Source organism: Rheinheimera sp. ATLC3 (assembly GCF_059429535.1).
The window spans coordinates 221,540-239,156 of record NZ_CM182103.1 but is presented as its reverse complement, the minus strand read 5'-3'; the positions used below and the strand labels follow the sequence as shown (position 1 = coordinate 239,156).

The 17,617-nt window shown below is 51.4% G+C and carries 16 protein-coding genes; 9 read left to right on the top strand and 7 right to left on the bottom strand.

Going from position 1 to position 17,617, the window contains the following annotated elements; genetic code table 11:
• Nucleotides 1-7 precede the first annotated feature (7 nt).
• A complete protein-coding gene (locus AC5SV9_RS01170; protein WP_475150129.1) occupies nucleotides 8-382 on the top strand; it encodes a hypothetical protein in 375 nt (124 codons plus the stop codon).
• Here the strand turns inward: AC5SV9_RS01170 and bioA are convergent.
• Nucleotides 379-1,650 carry an adenosylmethionine--8-amino-7-oxononanoate transaminase gene (gene bioA / locus AC5SV9_RS01165; RefSeq protein ID WP_475150131.1) on the bottom strand — a complete coding sequence of 424 codons (1,272 nt, stop codon included), beginning with the start codon at nucleotides 1,648-1,650 and terminating at the stop codon, nucleotides 379-381. The genes AC5SV9_RS01170 and bioA overlap by 4 nt on opposite strands.
• Before the next feature lie 106 nt (nucleotides 1,651-1,756).
• On the opposite strand from bioA, the gene bioB reads away from it, so the two are divergent.
• The 4 genes from bioB to bioD are packed head-to-tail and all read left to right on the top strand — an operon-like array spanning nucleotide 1,757 to nucleotide 5,437.
• Complete coding sequence (gene bioB, locus AC5SV9_RS01160; protein ID WP_475150132.1) at nucleotides 1,757-2,797, top strand: biotin synthase BioB; 1,041 nt, start codon at nucleotides 1,757-1,759, stop codon at nucleotides 2,795-2,797.
• Nucleotides 2,798-2,803: 6 nt separating this feature from the next.
• A complete protein-coding gene (locus tag AC5SV9_RS01155) occupies nucleotides 2,804-3,955 on the top strand; it encodes an aminotransferase class I/II-fold pyridoxal phosphate-dependent enzyme (protein WP_475150135.1) in 1,152 nt (383 codons plus the stop codon).
• Nucleotides 3,952-4,761 (top strand): malonyl-ACP O-methyltransferase BioC, encoded by an 810-nt coding sequence (gene bioC, locus AC5SV9_RS01150; protein ID WP_475150137.1) that lies wholly within the window; start codon nucleotides 3,952-3,954, stop codon nucleotides 4,759-4,761. Before AC5SV9_RS01155 ends, bioC begins: the two co-directional genes overlap by 4 nt.
• On the top strand, nucleotides 4,751-5,437 hold the full coding sequence (gene bioD, locus AC5SV9_RS01145; protein WP_475150139.1) for a dethiobiotin synthase: 687 nt from the start codon (nucleotides 4,751-4,753) through the stop codon (nucleotides 5,435-5,437). Before bioC ends, bioD begins: the two co-directional genes overlap by 11 nt.
• On the opposite strand, the gene pepE is transcribed toward bioD, so the two are convergent.
• Complete coding sequence (gene pepE / locus AC5SV9_RS01140; RefSeq protein WP_475150140.1) at nucleotides 5,417-6,118, bottom strand: dipeptidase PepE; 702 nt, start codon at nucleotides 6,116-6,118, stop codon at nucleotides 5,417-5,419. The two genes, bioD and pepE, sit on opposite strands and share 21 nt — an antisense overlap.
• A 154-nt stretch (nucleotides 6,119-6,272) precedes the next feature.
• Here pepE and htpX point away from each other — a divergent pair, with 154 nt between their 5' ends.
• Nucleotides 6,273-7,139, top strand: a complete 867-nt coding sequence (gene htpX, locus AC5SV9_RS01135; RefSeq protein WP_475150142.1) for a protease HtpX — start codon at nucleotides 6,273-6,275, stop codon at nucleotides 7,137-7,139.
• A 47-nt stretch (nucleotides 7,140-7,186) separates the two neighbouring features.
• On the opposite strand, the gene AC5SV9_RS01130 is transcribed toward htpX, so the two are convergent.
• Nucleotides 7,187-7,528 (bottom strand): zinc ribbon domain-containing protein YjdM, encoded by a 342-nt coding sequence (locus AC5SV9_RS01130; RefSeq protein WP_475150145.1) that lies wholly within the window; start codon nucleotides 7,526-7,528, stop codon nucleotides 7,187-7,189.
• A gap of 89 nt (nucleotides 7,529-7,617) precedes the next feature.
• Nucleotides 7,618-8,841 (bottom strand): pepsin-like aspartic protease, encoded by a 1,224-nt coding sequence (locus AC5SV9_RS01125; RefSeq protein WP_475150146.1) that lies wholly within the window; start codon nucleotides 8,839-8,841, stop codon nucleotides 7,618-7,620.
• Between the two features lie 138 nt (nucleotides 8,842-8,979).
• On the opposite strand from AC5SV9_RS01125, the gene AC5SV9_RS01120 reads away from it, so the two are divergent.
• The 3 genes from AC5SV9_RS01120 (at nucleotide 8,980) to AC5SV9_RS01110 (ending at nucleotide 13,859) form a co-directional block, all read left to right on the top strand.
• Entirely contained in the window at nucleotides 8,980-10,107 is a 1,128-nt protein-coding gene (locus tag AC5SV9_RS01120; protein WP_475150147.1) for a pyridoxal-phosphate-dependent aminotransferase family protein, read from the top strand.
• Nucleotides 10,108-10,204: 97 nt separating this feature from the next.
• On the top strand, nucleotides 10,205-13,483 hold the full coding sequence (locus tag AC5SV9_RS01115; protein WP_475150149.1) for a S41 family peptidase: 3,279 nt from the start codon (nucleotides 10,205-10,207) through the stop codon (nucleotides 13,481-13,483).
• A 127-nt stretch (nucleotides 13,484-13,610) separates the two neighbouring features.
• Complete coding sequence (locus AC5SV9_RS01110) at nucleotides 13,611-13,859, top strand: TIGR02647 family protein (RefSeq protein WP_134054640.1); 249 nt, start codon at nucleotides 13,611-13,613, stop codon at nucleotides 13,857-13,859.
• Here AC5SV9_RS01110 and AC5SV9_RS01105 read toward each other — a convergent pair.
• Genes AC5SV9_RS01105 through AC5SV9_RS01095 form a run of 3 tightly spaced genes read right to left on the bottom strand, consistent with a single transcriptional unit; the run spans nucleotide 13,824 to nucleotide 17,610 of the window.
• Nucleotides 13,824-15,773, bottom strand: a complete 1,950-nt coding sequence (locus tag AC5SV9_RS01105; RefSeq protein ID WP_475150150.1) for a transglutaminase TgpA family protein — start codon at nucleotides 15,771-15,773, stop codon at nucleotides 13,824-13,826. The genes AC5SV9_RS01110 and AC5SV9_RS01105 overlap by 36 nt on opposite strands.
• Nucleotides 15,767-16,714, bottom strand: coding sequence for a DUF58 domain-containing protein (locus AC5SV9_RS01100; RefSeq protein ID WP_475150151.1), 948 nt, complete (start codon nucleotides 16,712-16,714; stop codon nucleotides 15,767-15,769). Before AC5SV9_RS01100 ends, AC5SV9_RS01105 begins: the two co-directional genes overlap by 7 nt.
• On the bottom strand, nucleotides 16,702-17,610 hold the full coding sequence (locus tag AC5SV9_RS01095; protein WP_273021405.1) for an AAA family ATPase: 909 nt from the start codon (nucleotides 17,608-17,610) through the stop codon (nucleotides 16,702-16,704). Before AC5SV9_RS01095 ends, AC5SV9_RS01100 begins: the two co-directional genes overlap by 13 nt.
• Between the last annotated feature and the right edge of the window lie 7 nt (nucleotides 17,611-17,617).

Genomic DNA, 17,617 nt, shown 5'->3' with positions numbered 1-17,617 from the left:
ACAGAATTTGAACACGGAAGCGCAGAAACCGGAAAAATATGAACGCCGCCAGGGGCCGGATGTTATCTGCCGGGCGTTCAGCTGGCTAGCGGTGCTGGGCTGGTTACTATTTTTGGTGGCAATGATTATTGCGCACTATGCCAAGCCGGAAATGGATACCGGCCTGGTGCGCTACTGGGGTATCGAGATCCGCGACGAGTGGCACCCGATGCTGACAGACTTGTTGCAGTATTTTTTAACCTTCGCAGCGCTACTAAGTGGGCTTAGCCTGGCGCTGAACCGGCTGCGGCTGCGCCGGCGTTCAGATCATCTGCATTTTAATATTGTGTTGCTGCTGGTAAGTTGTTTGAGCTTACTGCTGTATCTGTTCTGGCACACCTAAATCTTAACCACAGTGCGCATAGCGCCAGTCAGCTTGCTAAGTTGCGCCGGGGTGATAATAAAAGGCGGCATAATATAAATCAGGTTATTAAACGGGCGGATCCACACTCCCAGCTCGACAAATTGCTGTTGCAGTGCGGCAACATCCACTTTGCTGTGCATCTCCAGTACGCCAATGGCACCCAGTACCCGCACATCCTTTACCAGCGCAGAGGCGCGGCACGGTGCTAACTCCTGTTGTAGCTGGGCTTCAATTTGTGCTACCTGCTGTTGCCAGTGACCCTGGCTGATTAAGTTAAGGCTGGCACTGGCTACCGCACAGGCCAGTGGGTTTGCCATAAAAGTAGGGCCGTGCATTAAGCCACCGGCTGCGCTTAAGCTGATGCCGCGGGCGACATCATCGGTGCACAGTGTGGCCGCCAGCGTAATGTAACCGCCGCTTAATGCCTTGCCGACACACATAATATCCGGTTGTATACCGGCATGCTCACAGGCAAACAACTTACCGCTGCGGCCAAAGCCGGTGGCTATTTCGTCGGCTATCAACAATACCTGATACTGGTCACACAAGGCGCGGGCCCGGCGTAAATACTCAGGGTGATAAAAGCGCATGCCACCATAGCCTTGCACTATGGGCTCTAAAATAAGGGCGGCAATTTCATGATGTTTCTCTGCCAGCAGGTTTTGCAGTGCTTCGATATCTTCCGGCAGAAAATCGCCATCAAACCGGCTTTGTGGCGCCGGCAAAAAAAAGTGCTGTGGCAGTAAATTAGCAAACATATCATGCATGCCATCCACCGGATCGCATACCGCCATCGCTGCAAACGTATCGCCATGGTAACCCTTACGCAGGCTGATCAGTTTTTGTTTTTGCGGCGTGTTGCTGGCCAGCCAATACTGCAGCGCCATCTTTATCGCCACCTCTACCGCAATAGAGCCGCTGTCGGCCAGAAATACTTTGGTTAAATTATTTGGCACCATAGCGAGCAATTGCTGACACAACGTGACTGCCGGCTGGTGGGTAATACCACCAAACATAACATGCGCCACTTTGCCAAGCTGGTCGGTAATGGCGGCATTTAATTCGGGGTGATTATAACCGTGTACCGCCGACCACCAGGATGCGGTGCCATCGATTAAACGCTGACCATTTTCCAGTACCAGCTCACAGCCGTCAGCTGCCACTACCGGATAGACTGGTAGCGGCTTTAGCATAGACGTGTAGGGGTGCCAGATATGGTCGCGATCAAATGCTAAATCAATGCTCATTTATTAACCTGTAGTAAAGTTTTAACTCTGGTCAGCGTTGACAACGCTAAGGCGGCGGTTAGACTAGCCGAAAATCACTATAACCTCAAACTACGCAGGGAATATTATGCATTCTGTCGTGCGCCACAACTGGACACTTGCCGAAGTTAACGCTTTATACGCTTTACCCTTTAATGACTTACTGTTTCAGGCGCAAACGGTGCACCGGGCACACTTTACGCCCAACGAAGTACAGGTAAGCACCTTACTGTCCATTAAAACAGGGGCTTGCGCCGAAGACTGCAAATACTGCCCGCAAAGTGGCCACTACAATACCGGGCTGGAGCGCGAGCGGTTATTAGAGGTGGAAAAGGTGCTGACACAGGCCAAAGCCGCAAAAGAAAAAGGCGCCACCCGTTTTTGTATGGGCGCAGCCTGGACCAACCCGAAACAGCGTGACATGCCGTACATTATTGAAATGGTGCAGGGCGTAAAAAATATGGGGCTGGAAACCTGTATGACACTGGGCATGTTAACCGGTGAACAGGCAAAAACGCTGGCTGATGCCGGGCTGGACTACTATAACCACAATCTGGATACCTCGCCGGAGTTTTACGGGGAAATTATTACTACCCGTACTTATCAGGACCGGTTAGATACCTTAAGCCATGTGCGTGATGCCGGCATGAAAGTATGCTGTGGCGGTATTTTAGGTATGGGCGAAAGTGCTAACGATCGCTCTGCGCTGTTAATGCAACTGGCTAACTTACCGGAGCATCCGGAAAGTGTACCGATAAACATGCTGGTTAAAGTGGCCGGTACGCCGCTTGAGAACGTTGACGATCTGGACGCTTTTGAGTTTATCCGCACTATAGCGGTAGCGCGCATTATGCTGCCGCAAAGCCATGTGCGCCTGTCGGCCGGACGCTCGCGCATGAATGAGCAAATGCAGGCATTGTGCTTTTTTGCCGGTGCTAACTCTATTTTTTATGGTGATAAGCTGCTAACCACCGATAACCCGGAAGCCGACGCCGACATGCTGCTGTTTGCTAAGCTGGGCATTAAACCCGAGCAGCGCCATGATGTGTCAGATGAAGCGCATGAACTGGCATTAGCCGATGCAATAAAAGAGCAGGCCAACCCGCCACTGTTTCACGCGGCGCAGTAAAAAAACATGCCAACTGAGAGACTGCTGCAACTTCAACAGGCTTTGCAGCAACGAGCAGCAGAGCAGCTGCTGCGCACGCCGGTAACCTTGCAGCGCTATAACGGCAGATTATTGAGCGTCGGCACTGCCCATTACCTCAATTTCAGCGGTAATGACTATCTGGGTTTAGCTACCGAGCCTGATGTGCTGCAGGCCTATGCTGATGGCGCCAGAGATTTTGGCGCCGGCAGCACCGGTTCGCCGCTGGTAACAGGCCAGCACCAGGTACATGTTCAGTTGTGTGATACGCTGTGTGACTGGCTCGGCACCGAGCGGGTAATGCTGTTTTCATCGGGCTTTGCGGCAAACCAGACCATGCTGCAAACCCTGGCGCAAAAAAACGATACCTTAGTGCTGGATAAATTCAGCCATGCGTCGCTTATTGACGGCGCTTTACACAGCGATGCTGTGTTAAAGCGCTTTGCGCATAACGATATGGCAAAGCTTAAAACGATACTGCAGCAAACGGCTCAGCCGCTGGTGGTGACCGAAGGCATATTTAGTATGGACGGCGACAGCCCGGACCTGCGTACGATGCAGGCACTTTGTCAGCAGTTTAACGCACCTTTATTGCTGGATGATGCCCATGGCCTGGGTGTAACAGGGCCGGATGGTAAAGGCTCTGCCGCCGCACAGGGTATTGCTGCAACAGAGCTGTTTTGCCTGATGGCTAATTTTGGCAAAGCGCTCGGTGTAGGGGGGGGCTTTATCGGTGGCAGTAAAACGGTGATTGATTACCTGACCCAGTTTGGACGCCATTATGTGTACAGTACGGGGTTATCACCGGCGCTTTGTGCTGCGGTGATCAAAAGTGTGGAGTTGTGCCGCAGCCAGCAATGGCGCCGTGACAAGCTACACAGCAACATCGCACTGTTTCGCCATCTGGCAGAAGATTTAGCCTTGTTAAAATCAGAAAGCGCCATTCAGGGCGTGGTGCTTGGCAGCAGTGAACGGGCACTCGCCGTCAGTCAGCAGTTAAAAGCAGCGGGGATCTGGCTTAGTGCTATTCGTTCACCTACAGTACCCAAAGGCAGCGAGAGGCTACGTATTACATTAAGCGCCCAACACACTGATAGTGATATCAGGCAATTAGTACAGCAGTTAAGGCAGTTAATATGAGTGCTGTAATGCAAAATTCAGCAACAGTGTCATCTGAGCCATTTTTAAATAAAGTTGCCAAAAGTTTTGGTGCGGCTTGTGACAGCTATATTCAGGGCGCCCGTTTGCAGCAGCAGGTGGCGCTGGATGCACTGGCCTTGCTACCAAAACAACCGCATGGCCATCTGCTTGATTTGGGCTGTGGCCCGGGGTGGTTACATCCAAGACTGAGCCGGCATTGCCAAAAGCTTACCGCCATTGATTTAAGCGCCGGTATGCTAGCAAGCGCGGCACAGGCAAACATCGCCAGCCAGTATCTGCAAGCTGACGCGCAGCAACTGCCGTTGCCTGATGCCAGCGTTGACAAGGTGTTTTCCAGCCTGATGCTGCAGTGGTGTAAAGACCCGGCCGCGGTATTCAATGAGATGGCACGCATTCTGACACCTGACGGTACTGTGGTAATGACCACATTAGTAGATGGCACTCTTAGCGAGCTTAAACAGGCCTTCGCTGAGCTGGATAACCAGCCGCATGTTAACCGGTTTTTACCGCTGGACGCACTGAAGCAAGCCGCCAGTGCAGTAAGAGGTATGCAGTGGCAGTTCGAGCAGCGGCGCTACCCGCTGTATTACCCCAATGTGCAGGCGATAGCACGAGAACTTAAAATATTAGGCGCGAATCAGGTTGCCGGGCGGCAGGCAGGCGGCCTGACCGGGAAAGGCTACTGGCAGCGATTGGCTCAGGCTTATGAGAAGCACCGCACAATGCTGGGCTTACCGGCAAGCTATCAGGTGGTCGTGATAAGCGGGGTAAAACATGGCAATTAAAACCTGCTTTATTGCAGCAACCGACACTGATGCAGGCAAAACCTATATCAGCAGTATGCTGTTACAGGGCTTTAGCGCGCTAGATATCCCGGCTGTGGGCGTAAAGCCAATAGCGGCGGGGGCTGACGCTGACGGTTTTAACGGTGACGCGTTACTGCTGCAACAGTATTCTGGTATCGCGTTACCTTATGAGGCGGTCAATCCAATCTGTTATCAGGCACCGGTGGCACCGCATCTGGCCGCAGTTAATGAGCAACAGCCAATAGACGAAACTCGACTAAACCAGGCTCTGGCCGCCTGGCAGCAATTACCGGTACGGCAACTGTTGATAGAAGGCGCCGGAGGCTGGTTATTGCCATTAAATGCCCACCGTTATCTGGCGGATTGGGTGGCTGAGCAACAACTGCCTGTGGTGTTGGTGGTAGGAATGAAACTGGGCTGTTTAAACCATGCCATGCTTACCGTGCGCGAGATACAGCGCAGCGGCTGCCAGCTGCTTGGCTGGGTAGCAAATTGCATTGACCCGGATATGGCATTGCTTGAGCAGAATATTGCCGATTTACAACAACGCATTAACGCGCCTTGTTTGGCAGTGGTGCCTCATGCGCCCGCACAGGCGCAGTACCAGCAGCTTGCACAACAGATGGCGGCATTGTTACTGCAAAAACTCAGCTAAATCACTGTCTTGGGTCAGTGGTGTTTTATTGCCGCCGAGAAACACATATCCCCCTGTAGCGCCAAGCAGCTTCAGGCTATTGCCACTACGTTTAAGCGCTGTGCCCTCTGGCAGCGCGATAACGGGCGTAGCAGGATGCAGCTGCATAAATTCTGCTAAGCGCATATCACGGGTTTCACCATGAAAACCTTCCGGTTTGTAATCGGTATAATGCGGGTTCAGCTGTAGCGGCAGCAGATTAAGCGCATTAAAAGAAGCTGGCTGAATAACCGGCATATCGTTAGTTGTGCAGATAGTCGCGCCGGCAATATTAGAGCCTGCGCTCCAGCCGATGTAAGGTACACCTAAGGTTACGCGTTCCTTAATAAGTTTTACGATATCGTGTTGATATAACTGATAAAGTAGGTGAAAAGTGTTGCCGCCACCAACAGCAATGGCCTGGGCGTCGATGACAGCCTGACGCGCGTCAGGATATTGGTGGATACCGTGTACCTGAACGCCATGAGGCGCCAAAGCTTGCTGCACTTTTAGCAGATAATCGTCGTAACTGACACTGAGACCGGCGTAAGGAATAAATAATAGCTCAGTAACGCCTTTCAGATGATCGGTGATCCAGTTCATGTAAGGTGCCAGATAATCGCTGTTTTGGGCGCGTGAACTGCTTAATAGTAGTAATTGCATAATCAACTCCTTTACGACGTTGCTATTCTAGCGAAAACAGGCGCTGGCGACATCTTTACTTACAAATTTTCATGACGGTTTAAGCGGAGCTTTGATTGAAAATGCGCTCTAAGCCCATATAGTACAGTGCAGTTAGCCAATTGAGGTATGCAGTATGAAAAGAGTGATATTGTTTTTAGCCACCAACCTGGCGGTTATTCTGGTGTTGAGTATTGTGCTGAACGTTGTCTTCAGCTTTCTTGGCATTGACCGCAGCAGTATCGGTGGGTTACTGGTGTTTGCTGCTATTTTTGGTTTTGGTGGGTCTTTTATTTCGCTGGCAATGTCTAAATGGATGGCGAAACGTTCAACCGGCGCTGTGGTGATTGAACAGCCGCGCAATGCGACGGAACAATGGTTAATGAATACTGTTGCGCGCCAGGCGAAAGCGGCCGGCATCGGTATGCCGGAAGTCGCTGTTTACGATTCACCGGAAATGAACGCTTTTGCCACCGGTATGAACCGCAACGATGCTTTGGTTGCTGTCAGCACGGGGTTATTGCGTAACATGCGTGAGGATGAAGTCGAAGCCGTGTTGGCGCATGAGGTATCGCACATTGCCAATGGTGACATGGTAACCCTGACGCTTATCCAGGGTGTGGTAAATACCTTTGTTATTTTCCTTGCGCGCCTGATAGCGGGCATGCTGAATAACAATGGTAATAATAACAACCAGGGCGGTGGTCTGGCCTATTTTGCCACCGTGATGATTCTGGAGATCGTGTTTGGCGTATTAGCCAGTATTATTGTGATGTGGTTCTCGCGTCAGCGTGAGTACCGCGCTGATGCGGGTGCGGCAAGGCTTGAAGGCGGGCCAAATAAAATGATTGCTGCGCTGGAGCGGTTAAAGCATAACCACGAAAGCCGGCTGGAAGGCAGTATGATGGCCTTTGGTATTGCCGGTGGCGCTAATAAATCTGAGCTGTTTTTAAGCCACCCCCCGCTGGAGAAACGCATCGCGGCGTTACGTAGCCAGTTCTGATCGTTACGGGTAAAGAAAACGGGGCTCAAGCCCCGTTTTTTCTGGTGTTAATCTTGCACTTTTCTCACAAACCCGGATTTGAGGCTCATGGCGCCAAAACCATCAATTTTACAGTCGATATCATGATCGCCGTCCACCAGCCTGATATTTTTCACTTTTGTTCCAATTTTAACAACAGATGATGAGCCTTTCACTTTTAAATCTTTAATGACCGTCACAGTATCGCCATCCTGCAGCACATTACCGGCGCTATCGCGGATCTGGTGGGTGTTGTCCTGCTCTGATTGTGCGGTTGACCAGGCATGACCGCACTCAGGGCAGTTTAATAAGGTACCATCGTCATAAGTGTAGGCAGACTGGCATAGTGGGCAGGCGGGTAAAGTGGACATAACATACTCTCTTTTGATGGCTGATGATAACGCTCAACCGAATAAAAGAGTGCATTATAACGGAACAGCCGGTTACTCAGCAGATAAAATTAGCGCCTGGCAGTGGCACAGCGTATCACACCGGTTTGATGCACCGCGCGGTCAAACACCGTAAAATAGTTGCACAGCAGTGGCAGACCGATAATGCTCTGGTTAGAAAAATGGGGTAACTGCGCAATAATTTTAAAGCTGCATAGCCCAAAAGCCGGAGCATTAATTTGCCAATAGTCATGCGGCGGGCAGGCGAGCTTTACCAGGTCGCCGTTATCTGCAACAAAGTAAAAATACAACTCAGGCCATTCAGACAGCTTAATCAGCTTTGCATCGAGACCTTGTTCAACACCGGTAAAAGCCGGTAATTGTTGCAACACAGTTTGCAATAGCGGGTTAAATTCTACCAGCTGCTGCAGCAGGCTCTGGTATGTTATATCGGGCAGCAAAATAACTGACGAGCCGGTATCAAAAAAGCCGTTGGCGCTATCTGCACCATTACCGGGCGGACAGGGGATAGGTGCTAAATCGCCGACCTGAATCGCTGTTAGCTGCACATTGTAGTATACGTCGTGCCATACACGGATATTTTGAAAGTCGCCGTCGTACAAATCGTGTTGTTCGACACCGCCACCCAGAATAAACCAGCCCTGATTCAGTGGATCCTGCGCCGTCTGTGTTTCCTGTGGCGTGTGGTGAATAGATGAACGCTGGCAATAAAACGCAAAGATGTTGGCCACAACACCATGTTGTTCAATATTGCTAAACCAGGGGGTTAAGTTTTGTTTTGGGTAAGCGTGCAGAACGACTGCTATCTGTTGTAACGCATCAACACCGCATTGGCGAAATGGCCACGGCAGGCTGGTATGCAGAGGGGGTTGCTGTTGTGCCAGGAACTGACTGATATCAGTTGCCTGATTAAGCCGGTTATAGGCCAGGCCAAGAATGCCATCTGCCTTGGCCAGCGGTGGCTCGCCGCGCGTGGCCAGCGCGACAAAATTCTGCGGCAATGTCAGCGACACATCACCATGCAGTTGCATTGAGGTTTTTGTTACCGGCCCGGCCCAGCCACCAATGCCATACATCACTTCCTGCACCAGTGTCGTTCGTTGTAAATGGCTATCCTGTTCTGGTTGGTACCGGCTGCTGTGAAGTGCCAGCGTGCTGCTGCCAGTGTCAATAATCAGTTGTAAGTCAGTGGCTTCACTGCCAATCGATACCCTGACGGTAAAATCACCTTTGGCGTACACGTTGGTAAGCGGCAGGCGCAAAATAGCAGGCATTATGTCAGTATTCCTGGCGTTGTGGTTACAAAGTGGTGCGGCATTTGTCTGTTGAATAACGACTATTAATCGCAGAATTAACCTTAAGATACCAGCAATTTGTTATGGTATGGCGGTTAATATTCAGGAGTCCAATCTATGAAACCACCTGTAATTTCTGCTTTTGAGCCGCCACGACGTATTCTTATGGGCCCGGGGCCGTCAGATGTTTACCCCCAAGTACTGTCTGCGCAGGCTAAGCCTACTGTAGGGCATTTAGATCCATTGTTTATCGGTATGATGGATGAGCTGAAACAACTGCTGCAATATGCGTTTCAAACCCGCAACGAAATGACACTGGCCGTGTCTGCACCGGGCAGTGCCGGCATGGAAACCTGTTTCGTTAACTTGCTGCAGCCCGGTGACACAGTAGTTGTATGCCGCAACGGTGTATTTGGCGAGCGCATGCGCCAGAACGTTGAGCGTTGTGGCGGCCACGCCATTATTGTTGATAACGCCTGGGGAGAACCCGTTGACCCGCAAAAAGTGGAAGAAACTTTAAAGGCTAATCCACAAGCGCGCTTTCTGGCATTTGTGCATGCTGAAACCTCAACCGGCGCATTATCTGACGCGGCGACGTTGTGTGCGCTGGCACGAAAATATGGCTGTCTGTCAATTGTTGACGCGGTGACCTCTCTTGGCGGCGTCGAACTTAAAGTAGATGAATGGGGCATAGATGCGATTTACTCCGGTAGCCAGAAATGTTTGTCCTGTGTGCCGGGCTTATCGCCGGTGTCGTTTTCGCCAGCGGCAGTTGAGCGGATTAAACAGCGAACCAGGCCGGTACAAAGCTGGTTTTTAGATCAAAGTCTGGTGATGGCTTACTGGGGCGGTGGTGCTAAGCGCAGTTATCACCACACCGCGCCGGTTAATGCACTGTACGCACTGCATGAGTCGTTAAGGGTGTTGGCACAGGAAGGGCTGGAACAAAGCTGGCAGCGTCATCAGGAAATGCACCAGCTGTTAAAGCAAGGGCTGCAGGCATTGGGCTTGCAATTTGTGGTAGCAGAGCCGTATCGTTTGCCGCAGCTGAACAGTATTTATATTCCTTCCGGTGTTGATGACGCCACTGTTCGTCAGCAGTTACTGAGGCAATACAATCTGGAAATCGGGGCTGGCCTGGGTGACTTAGCCGGTAAAACCTGGCGCATTGGCTTGATGGGTTATGGTGCCAGACGTGAAAATATTGCGATTTGTATCAAGGCGTTGGAAGAAGTTTTAGCTTAATCACTAAATACCTGCCGCTGGCCGTTTTTGTTTGGTGCAGTCTGCTGCTTCTGCTAAGTTGAAGCGGCAGCTGATAAACAACAATAACGAGGCCGGAATGAAACTGCATCACTCCCTGTTAAGTACTGCCTTACTAGGCATTTTCGCATTACCTTTGCATGCCGTTCAGGGCTATTACCGCTCGTCGGTATTGCAACAGGATCAAATCGTTTTTACTGCTGAAGGTGATTTGTGGCAGGCGTCGCTGGATAATATGACCGCGCGCCGCCTTAGCAGCCATCTGGCAGAGGAAAGCCAGCCGGTGTTGTCACCTGACGGCAAACAACTGGCTTTTGTTGCCGACTATGATGGCGCCAGTGAGATTTACCTGATGCCAGTCGCAGGTGGCGTTGCTAAACGTATAAGTTATGAAAACAGCCGGGTTCGTATTCAACAATGGTTAGCTGACGGGCGCATTTTGTATGCTACCGACAGTGCGGCTGGCCCGGCGAATTACTGGCTGCTTAAAGTTGTTGAGCCTGACAGCTTAGCAACAGAAACCTTGCCTCTGGCAGATGCGTCAGCGGGCAGTATTGACGGGCAAAGCGGCACTGTGTATTTCAGCCGTTTTGGCCTGCAGCTGACAGGTGACAACACTAAAGTTTACCGCGGCGGTGCCATGGGCGAGTTGTGGAGCTGGCAGCTTGGCAGTAAACAGGAAGCGAAGCTGTTAAGTGCTGGGCACAAAGGCAGCATCAGCCAACCCGTGTACTATCAGGGGCGGGTATATTTTGTCAGTGACGCCGATGGTAACAGCAACATCTGGTCCGTTGCTGCCGGCGGTGAAGATTTTACCCAGCACAGTTTTCACAAAGACTGGCGTATTGGCCGCATCAGTGTTGCCAATGATCAGGTGTTGTACCAGCTGGGCGCAGACTTACAGCTACTTAATCTTAAGAGCGGTGACAGCCGTACGCTGCCGCTGCAGATCCAGTCAGACTTAGTACAGCGGCGTGAGCGTATTATCAGCAAGCCACTGCAGTATTTTACCTCTGCACATTATCAGGCCCAGCAGGATGACAGTGATAAAGTGTTGGTTACCGCCCGCAGCCAGATAGTACTGACCATGCCGGGCAAGCAGCGTTTGGTGCAAATCAACACGCCTGAAGGTAGCCGTTCGCGAGAGGCGGTGCTATCAAAGGATGGCAAATGGGTCTATGCCATCAATGATCACAGTGGTGAGAACGAAATCTGGCGTTTTGCAGCAGATGGTTCTGACAATGCCAGACAACTGACTTCAGATGGCAGTGTGCATCGCTGGCAGTTAAGATTGTCGCCTGACGGTGATTATCTGGCCCATGACGACAAAAATGGCGATATGTGGCTGCTGCATTTGCCAAGCGGGCGTAACAGCAAGATATACAGCGGTGGTATCGGGCTGTCCGGTTATGACGATATCAGCTGGTCTGCTGATAGTAAGTTGCTGTCTTTTACCCTAAACCCATTGGATCAAAGCCGTTCTAAAGTGGTGCTGTATCAGCTAAATACCGGCGACAGTGCTATGGTCACCTCTGATAAATATGACGCCTATTCAGCCGTATTCAGCCCGGACGGCCTTTGGTTATATTTTCTGTCTAACCGCCAGTTTAGTGCCACGCCAGGGCATCCGTGGGGTGATCGCAATCTGGGGCCGTTATTTGACCGGCGCAGCCAGATTTTTGCCGTTAGTCTGAAACAACAGGCTTGCTTTGCGTTTCGGCCACTGCAGGAGGTCGATAGCTGTGATGACAGTACAGCTAAAGCTAGCCGCAATAGCAAAAAGGGCACGCTGGTAGACTGGCAGGGGCTGGCGGGCAGGTTGTGGCAGGTGCCGGTCGAGGCGGCTAACTACCGGCAATTGGCGCTGAATGACAAGCGACTGTTTGTGCTGGACAGTTCAAGTTCTGCAGGCAGTAAGCCGGTATTAAAGCAGATTGAATTCAGCCAGACAGATGCGAAAGCAGAGGTGTTTGCGAAAGATGTCAGTGATTATCAGCTGGCAGCCAACGGTAAAAAACTGTTTTTGCGCAAGCACAGTGAGAATGGTGCCGGTGACATGTTCGTGGTTGAGGCGGGAGCCAAGGCCCCGCAAGAGCTGGCGAAGGCTAAGCTGAATATCAGCAGCTGGCAGCTAAGTATTGACCCTGCACAGGAGTGGCAACAGATGTTTGCTGACGCCTGGCGTATGCACCGTGATTTTCTGTTTGATAAAGGTATGCGCGGCCTCGACTGGAATGCCAGTAAAACCAAATACCAGCCACTGCTAAAGCGGGTGACAGACAGATACGAGCTGGATGATGTATTTGCGCAAATGATGGGCGAGCTGAATGCCTTGCATTCGCAGGTACGCGGTGGCGAGTATCGTACCGATAGCACTGCATCACGGGCGGCCAGTCTGGGCGCTGAGTTTGAAAGTGATAACGCTGGCTTGGTGATCCGCCATATCTACCGCACGGATACCGATCTGCCGCTGCAAGCAGCACCTCTTGCCAGACCGGGCGTTAATGCAACTGAAGGTGATACCCTGATTGCTGTGAATGGCATAACGGTTAACGACGTACCTTCGCTTACCCAGGCGCTGCGTAATCAGGCAGGCAAACAAGTTTTGCTAACGCTGAAACGTGGTGAAAAACAGTGGCAAACCGTAGCTGAGCCGGTAAGCACTGCACAGGATAATCAGCTACGCTACCAGGATTGGGTCGCTGCAAACCAGCAAAAGGTCGCGGATGCCAGCGACAGTCAGTTTGGTTATCTGCATTTATATGCGATGGGTTCCAATGATATTGCCAGTTTCGCCCGCGAGTTTTATGCCAATTTTGACAAACCCGGGCTGATTATCGACGTAAGGCGTAACCGCGGCGGTAATATTGATAGCTGGATTATAGAGAAGCTGCTGCGTCGCGCCTGGGCATTCTGGCAGCCAACGCAGGGTGGGGCTTACACCAATATGCAGCAGGCTTTTCGGGGGCACTTAGTGGTGCTATCAGATCAGCTGACCTACTCAGATGGCGAAACCTTCTCAGCCGGTGTTAAAGCATTAGGGCTTGGGCCTCTGATTGGCAAGCGTACCGCCGGTGCCGGCGTCTGGTTGTCCGGACGCAACAGGCTGGCTGACAATGGTATGGCGCGGGTAGCGGAAACTGCGCAATTTTCCATGGACGGCCGCTGGATTATTGAAGGTGTGGGCGTAGCGCCGGATATCGAGGTAGACAATCTGCCGTTTGAGCGCTTTAACGGCAAAGATGCACAGCTTGAGCAAGCCATTGCTTACCTTAAACAGAAGCTAAAAGCGCAGCCGGTTCCCGAGCTGAAGGCAGCGCCTTTAACGACGCCTTTTGCTGCGGATATTCGTCACTGATTATCACGCTGAAACTGTGTAAAGCCCGGACGCTATGCCGGGCTTTTTTATTATCGCATTTTGCAGATAACGTTGCTTTTAGCCAGCTGCCAGCTATGTTGTTATTAACACAAAACAGGAGTGTCGTATGCCAATATCACCAAAATTGAACGCAGAAATCCGGGTGTTAACACTGTTTAATCTTGATAGCGCTATGGAAGGAATAAAAGTACATAAGTCAGCTGATGCTGAAACGTTAGGTGCAATACAGCGCTTATACGAAAAGGGCTTGCTCACACAGCAAGACGGCGGTTATCTGACTGATCTTGGGATCCACTGCGCGGAGCATCTGCAAACCGCGCTACGCATTCTTAATGGTCCGGTGCAGCCGTCGTAATTGACGGCGCTGCTGTTTCAATTCAGCCTTAAGCTGTGCCAACGCTGAGGCATCATTTTGATACAACGCTTTATCATATAAAGATTTAATATTGCTAAGCAGGGGGCTGTATTGCGGGTACTTTGCCATGCAGCCCTGCAAAAATACTGAAACCGGTTGCTGCGGCAGTTTGGTGCTCAGTAGCGGAGCCAGATGTTGGTACAGCAACTTAGCAGCTGCCGGCAAAGTTTTATCGTGCCGTGCGCGGGTAAGATATAGCGCCAAAGCGGCAATTGCTATCAGGGATATCAGCAGCAGGGTATAGCCCAGCAAAGGCAAATGCCGGCGGATACTACGCCATAACTCACGCTGTTCGTTATCGTTAAACCCCAGCACCCAAACCGACCAGTAATAATCCAGATGCATAAACTGTTGCCTTAGCGCTTGCAACAGTTCAAATTGTCGCCAGCCGCTGTTCAGCAGTGCGCGCTCCTGCTCAGGTAGCATGCTGTCTAAATTATTTAAAATGCGCTCAGGAGCGACAAAAGCTGTCGGATCGAACCTGTGCCAGGCACCCTGATGCAGATATTCGACCCAGGCATGTGCTTCGCGCTGGCGCACAGCGAGATAGCCTTGTTCGGGGTACCAAATGCCGCCCTGATAACCACCGACAACCCGTGCGGCAATACCAGCCTGGCGCAGGATAACTGCCGTTGCCGAGGCGTAGTGGCTGCAAAAACCGGTTCGGCTGTCAAACAAAAATGCATCTATGCTGTTGCTGCCAAGGCGCGGTGGTGTCAGGCTGTAAAAAAAAGGCTGTTGGCTGTAATAGCTTGCCAGGGCCTGAACCAGCTTATCAGTATCGGGATACTGTTGTTTTAACCTGGTCGCAAACGCCTTGGTTTGTGGGTTGCCTGGTGCCAGGCGCAAATTTAACTGCTCTTCAGCTGACGTCGCGACAACGGGTGTCATCACACTGCTTACCTGATAACTGACACGCTGGCTGACAGGCTTAGGGCTGCTTAACATGCCGCCCGGCATGATAAATACGTTGTCACTGCTTGATACCGGCGTGGCCAGTGCGAATAAGCCCCGTTGATGGCTGGCTTCGGCGATAATGCTGTAGTCTGTTAAGTTAGCGCTGGCGCTCAGTTCATTGCTGGCCGTGATCTGGCTACCCCGCTGATACTGACGCGATGTGTTAACCTGCCAGCTTCTGCCGTCAAAATCTTCATACAGCCTGGCGCGCCAGTATAGTTGCTCCCGGGCGGGTAAAGTACTGGTAAACTCAACCCTGAACGCCGGGCTGTCATCCTGCACCAGCTGTTCGATACTGCCAGGATCCAGGCTGTCACTTAATCCCGTCGTGGCGGCTTTTGTATTCGGTATTTGCCAGAAAGGTGGCAGACGCGGAAACAATAAAAACATACCAAGCCACAGCGGCAGAATAATCAGCGCGGCGCGGCCGGTTTGGAGCCAGTTAATTTTTGCCGTCGCAACCGAAAATAGCCGGTAATGACTGTATAAATTCGCAAACAACACGCTAAGAACGATAACGGCTACGAACATATCCTGATGCAAAATAAAGCAGCTGGCGATAAGAAAATAATGCACCCATACCAGTTGGCGGGCTTCATATAAATGCTGCAGTGCCAGCAAGCGCGCTGTGGCGGCAAGCAACAGGATCTGCAACATAAAATGCAGTACACCGGATTGCTTTATTTGCAGAAAAAATGCCAGTGCAATAACACCGGCGAGGATATTAACCAGCCCCAGGCTTACCGCCCGTCTGGCTTTTAATACTGTCAGCAGCCGGTACAGCATTAACACGGCGAAAACGGCGCTCACCCATAAGGCAAAGGCCTGGTTAAGCAGCAACAGCAAGCTGAGTTGAATACCGGACCACAGGAGTAGTAAGGGTTTGCGCTCTAGCATAAAGCAAGTTCCTGCAAGCAGCGCTGTAGATGTAATGCGCCCTGTGCCTGAGGTACTGTCACCGTTGGCAGCTTCAGGCCGTAGTGCTTGCCACCGTTCTCCAGCGTTAGCAACTGCTGGCAAGCCCGGCGCAAAGCGTGCTCGAGTGCATCACCAGACAACGGCGGTACGATGACCCACTCAGGCTCTGTGATGTTGTGCTGGTGTTGTTCACGCACCACCGGGTTGGTCGGGTTTTGCGCCAGTCGCTTCCAGACAATATGCCGCATGCTTTCACCACTACGGTAACTGGTCAGCGTATCGCCAATATTGTTGCCTGCAGGAACAGCAGGCTCATCCGCTGCCGGATGTAAAGCGGTGTTGCTATCGGGCACCGGATACACCCAGTAATGCTGACGCAGTGCGATGTAGCTCCAGGCACGCCATAACCCCAGTGGATATTGACTGGTAATTTTTAACCGTGGCAACAGATAGCGACCGCGTTTTGCGCCAGTCAGGCTTAAGGTGGCGTTTTGTGAGGTGTCTGTAAGTTGTACGGTGTCATAATGCGGCATCAGGTTAAGTTGCAGCATATAGTGCATCTTGGCTGAGCTAAAGCTAATCACGGGGTGTACCTTACCGCTAGCGAAGCCCTCTGCATTGTTAGGGCATTGCACCGTCAGGCCGCTAAGATTCTGGTAGGTCAACACTATGCTGAGTAAAAACACACTTAGCAGTAAATAACTGACCAGCAGGATCAGGTTGTTCTGATAGTTGGTGCCAAGCAAATACAACAAGCCAATTAAAAATAAAAACCACCAGCCATACCGCGTTGGCAGAATGAAAATCAGTTTTTGTACCAGCGTAACTTTGTCAGCCGGGCTTTGGCGCTTATTAAGATAACGCTCGATAAACTGCCAGTAATGTGGATACAAGCGCGACTTTAAGTTCAGATTGGGCATGGTGTTTGTTGCAGTAACAACTGGCTTAATCTGCTTTCCTGCGCTGCTGAGGAAGGATCCAGGCGGTGCTCGGCCACATAAGGAAATACCTGCTGTACATCTGATGCACTGACAAATTCACGCTGATTAATCAGTGCAAAGGCTTTTGCTGCGCGTAGTATCGCCTTAGAGGCTCTGGGGGATAACGGCAGCATATCGCTGCGGTGGCGGCTGGCATGCACCAGCGACAACAGGTAATCCAGCAAGGCATCTGAGGCGGTAATTTTGGGCACCTGTGCCTGCAATTGTTTTAACTGCTCAGAGCTTAACTGTTCAGTCAGCAGCTCCAGGCGAGAAGAGCTGCTATCGCGCTGCAACAACAGATGTTCGGCTTGTTTGTCTGGAAAACCCAGCGACAGGCGAAACATAAAGCGGTCAAGTTGTGATTCTGGCAGGGCAGAGGTACCGGCATGAAATAACGGATTCTGAGTGGCAATAACAAAGAATGGTTTGGGCAGACTACGGGTTTCACCATCAACCGACACCTGCTTCTCCTCCATCGCTTCCAGCAGGGCGCTCTGGGTTTTGGGGCTGGCGCGGTTAATCTCATCGGCAAGCAAGACCTGACTGAACACCGGCCCGGCCTGAAAATGAAATTGCTGTGACCGGGTATCGTAGATGTTCATACCGATAAGATCACCCGGCAACAAGTCGTTGGTAAACTGTACACGCCGGTAGCTTAGTCCAAGACTGTTTGCCAATGCATGTGCCAGCGTCGTTTTGCCCATTCCCGGCAGATCTTCTAACAACAGGTGGCCTTCAGCTAACAAACAGCAAAGGGCCAGACGTACCTGCTCAGGTTTACCCAGAATAACCTGGTTAAGGCTTTGCTCAACGCGATGCAACTGTGCTAACACTATGACT

Coding starts and splice junctions, on each gene's coding strand:
- bioA (WP_475150131.1), bottom strand. CDS start 1,650: ATGAGCATTGATTTAGCATTTGATCGCGACCATATCTGGCACCCCTAC.
- bioB (WP_475150132.1), top strand. CDS start 1,757: ATGCATTCTGTCGTGCGCCACAACTGGACACTTGCCGAAGTTAACGCT.
- AC5SV9_RS01155 (WP_475150135.1), top strand. CDS start 2,804: ATGCCAACTGAGAGACTGCTGCAACTTCAACAGGCTTTGCAGCAACGA.
- bioC (WP_475150137.1), top strand. CDS start 3,952: ATGAGTGCTGTAATGCAAAATTCAGCAACAGTGTCATCTGAGCCATTT.
- bioD (WP_475150139.1), top strand. CDS start 4,751: ATGGCAATTAAAACCTGCTTTATTGCAGCAACCGACACTGATGCAGGC.
- pepE (WP_475150140.1), bottom strand. CDS start 6,118: ATGCAATTACTACTATTAAGCAGTTCACGCGCCCAAAACAGCGATTAT.
- htpX (WP_475150142.1), top strand. CDS start 6,273: ATGAAAAGAGTGATATTGTTTTTAGCCACCAACCTGGCGGTTATTCTG.
- AC5SV9_RS01130 (WP_475150145.1), bottom strand. CDS start 7,528: ATGTCCACTTTACCCGCCTGCCCACTATGCCAGTCTGCCTACACTTAT.
- AC5SV9_RS01125 (WP_475150146.1), bottom strand. CDS start 8,841: ATGCCTGCTATTTTGCGCCTGCCGCTTACCAACGTGTACGCCAAAGGT.
- AC5SV9_RS01120 (WP_475150147.1), top strand. CDS start 8,980: ATGAAACCACCTGTAATTTCTGCTTTTGAGCCGCCACGACGTATTCTT.
- AC5SV9_RS01115 (WP_475150149.1), top strand. CDS start 10,205: ATGAAACTGCATCACTCCCTGTTAAGTACTGCCTTACTAGGCATTTTC.
- AC5SV9_RS01110 (WP_134054640.1), top strand. CDS start 13,611: ATGCCAATATCACCAAAATTGAACGCAGAAATCCGGGTGTTAACACTG.
- AC5SV9_RS01105 (WP_475150150.1), bottom strand. CDS start 15,773: ATGCTAGAGCGCAAACCCTTACTACTCCTGTGGTCCGGTATTCAACTC.
- AC5SV9_RS01100 (WP_475150151.1), bottom strand. CDS start 16,714: ATGCCCAATCTGAACTTAAAGTCGCGCTTGTATCCACATTACTGGCAG.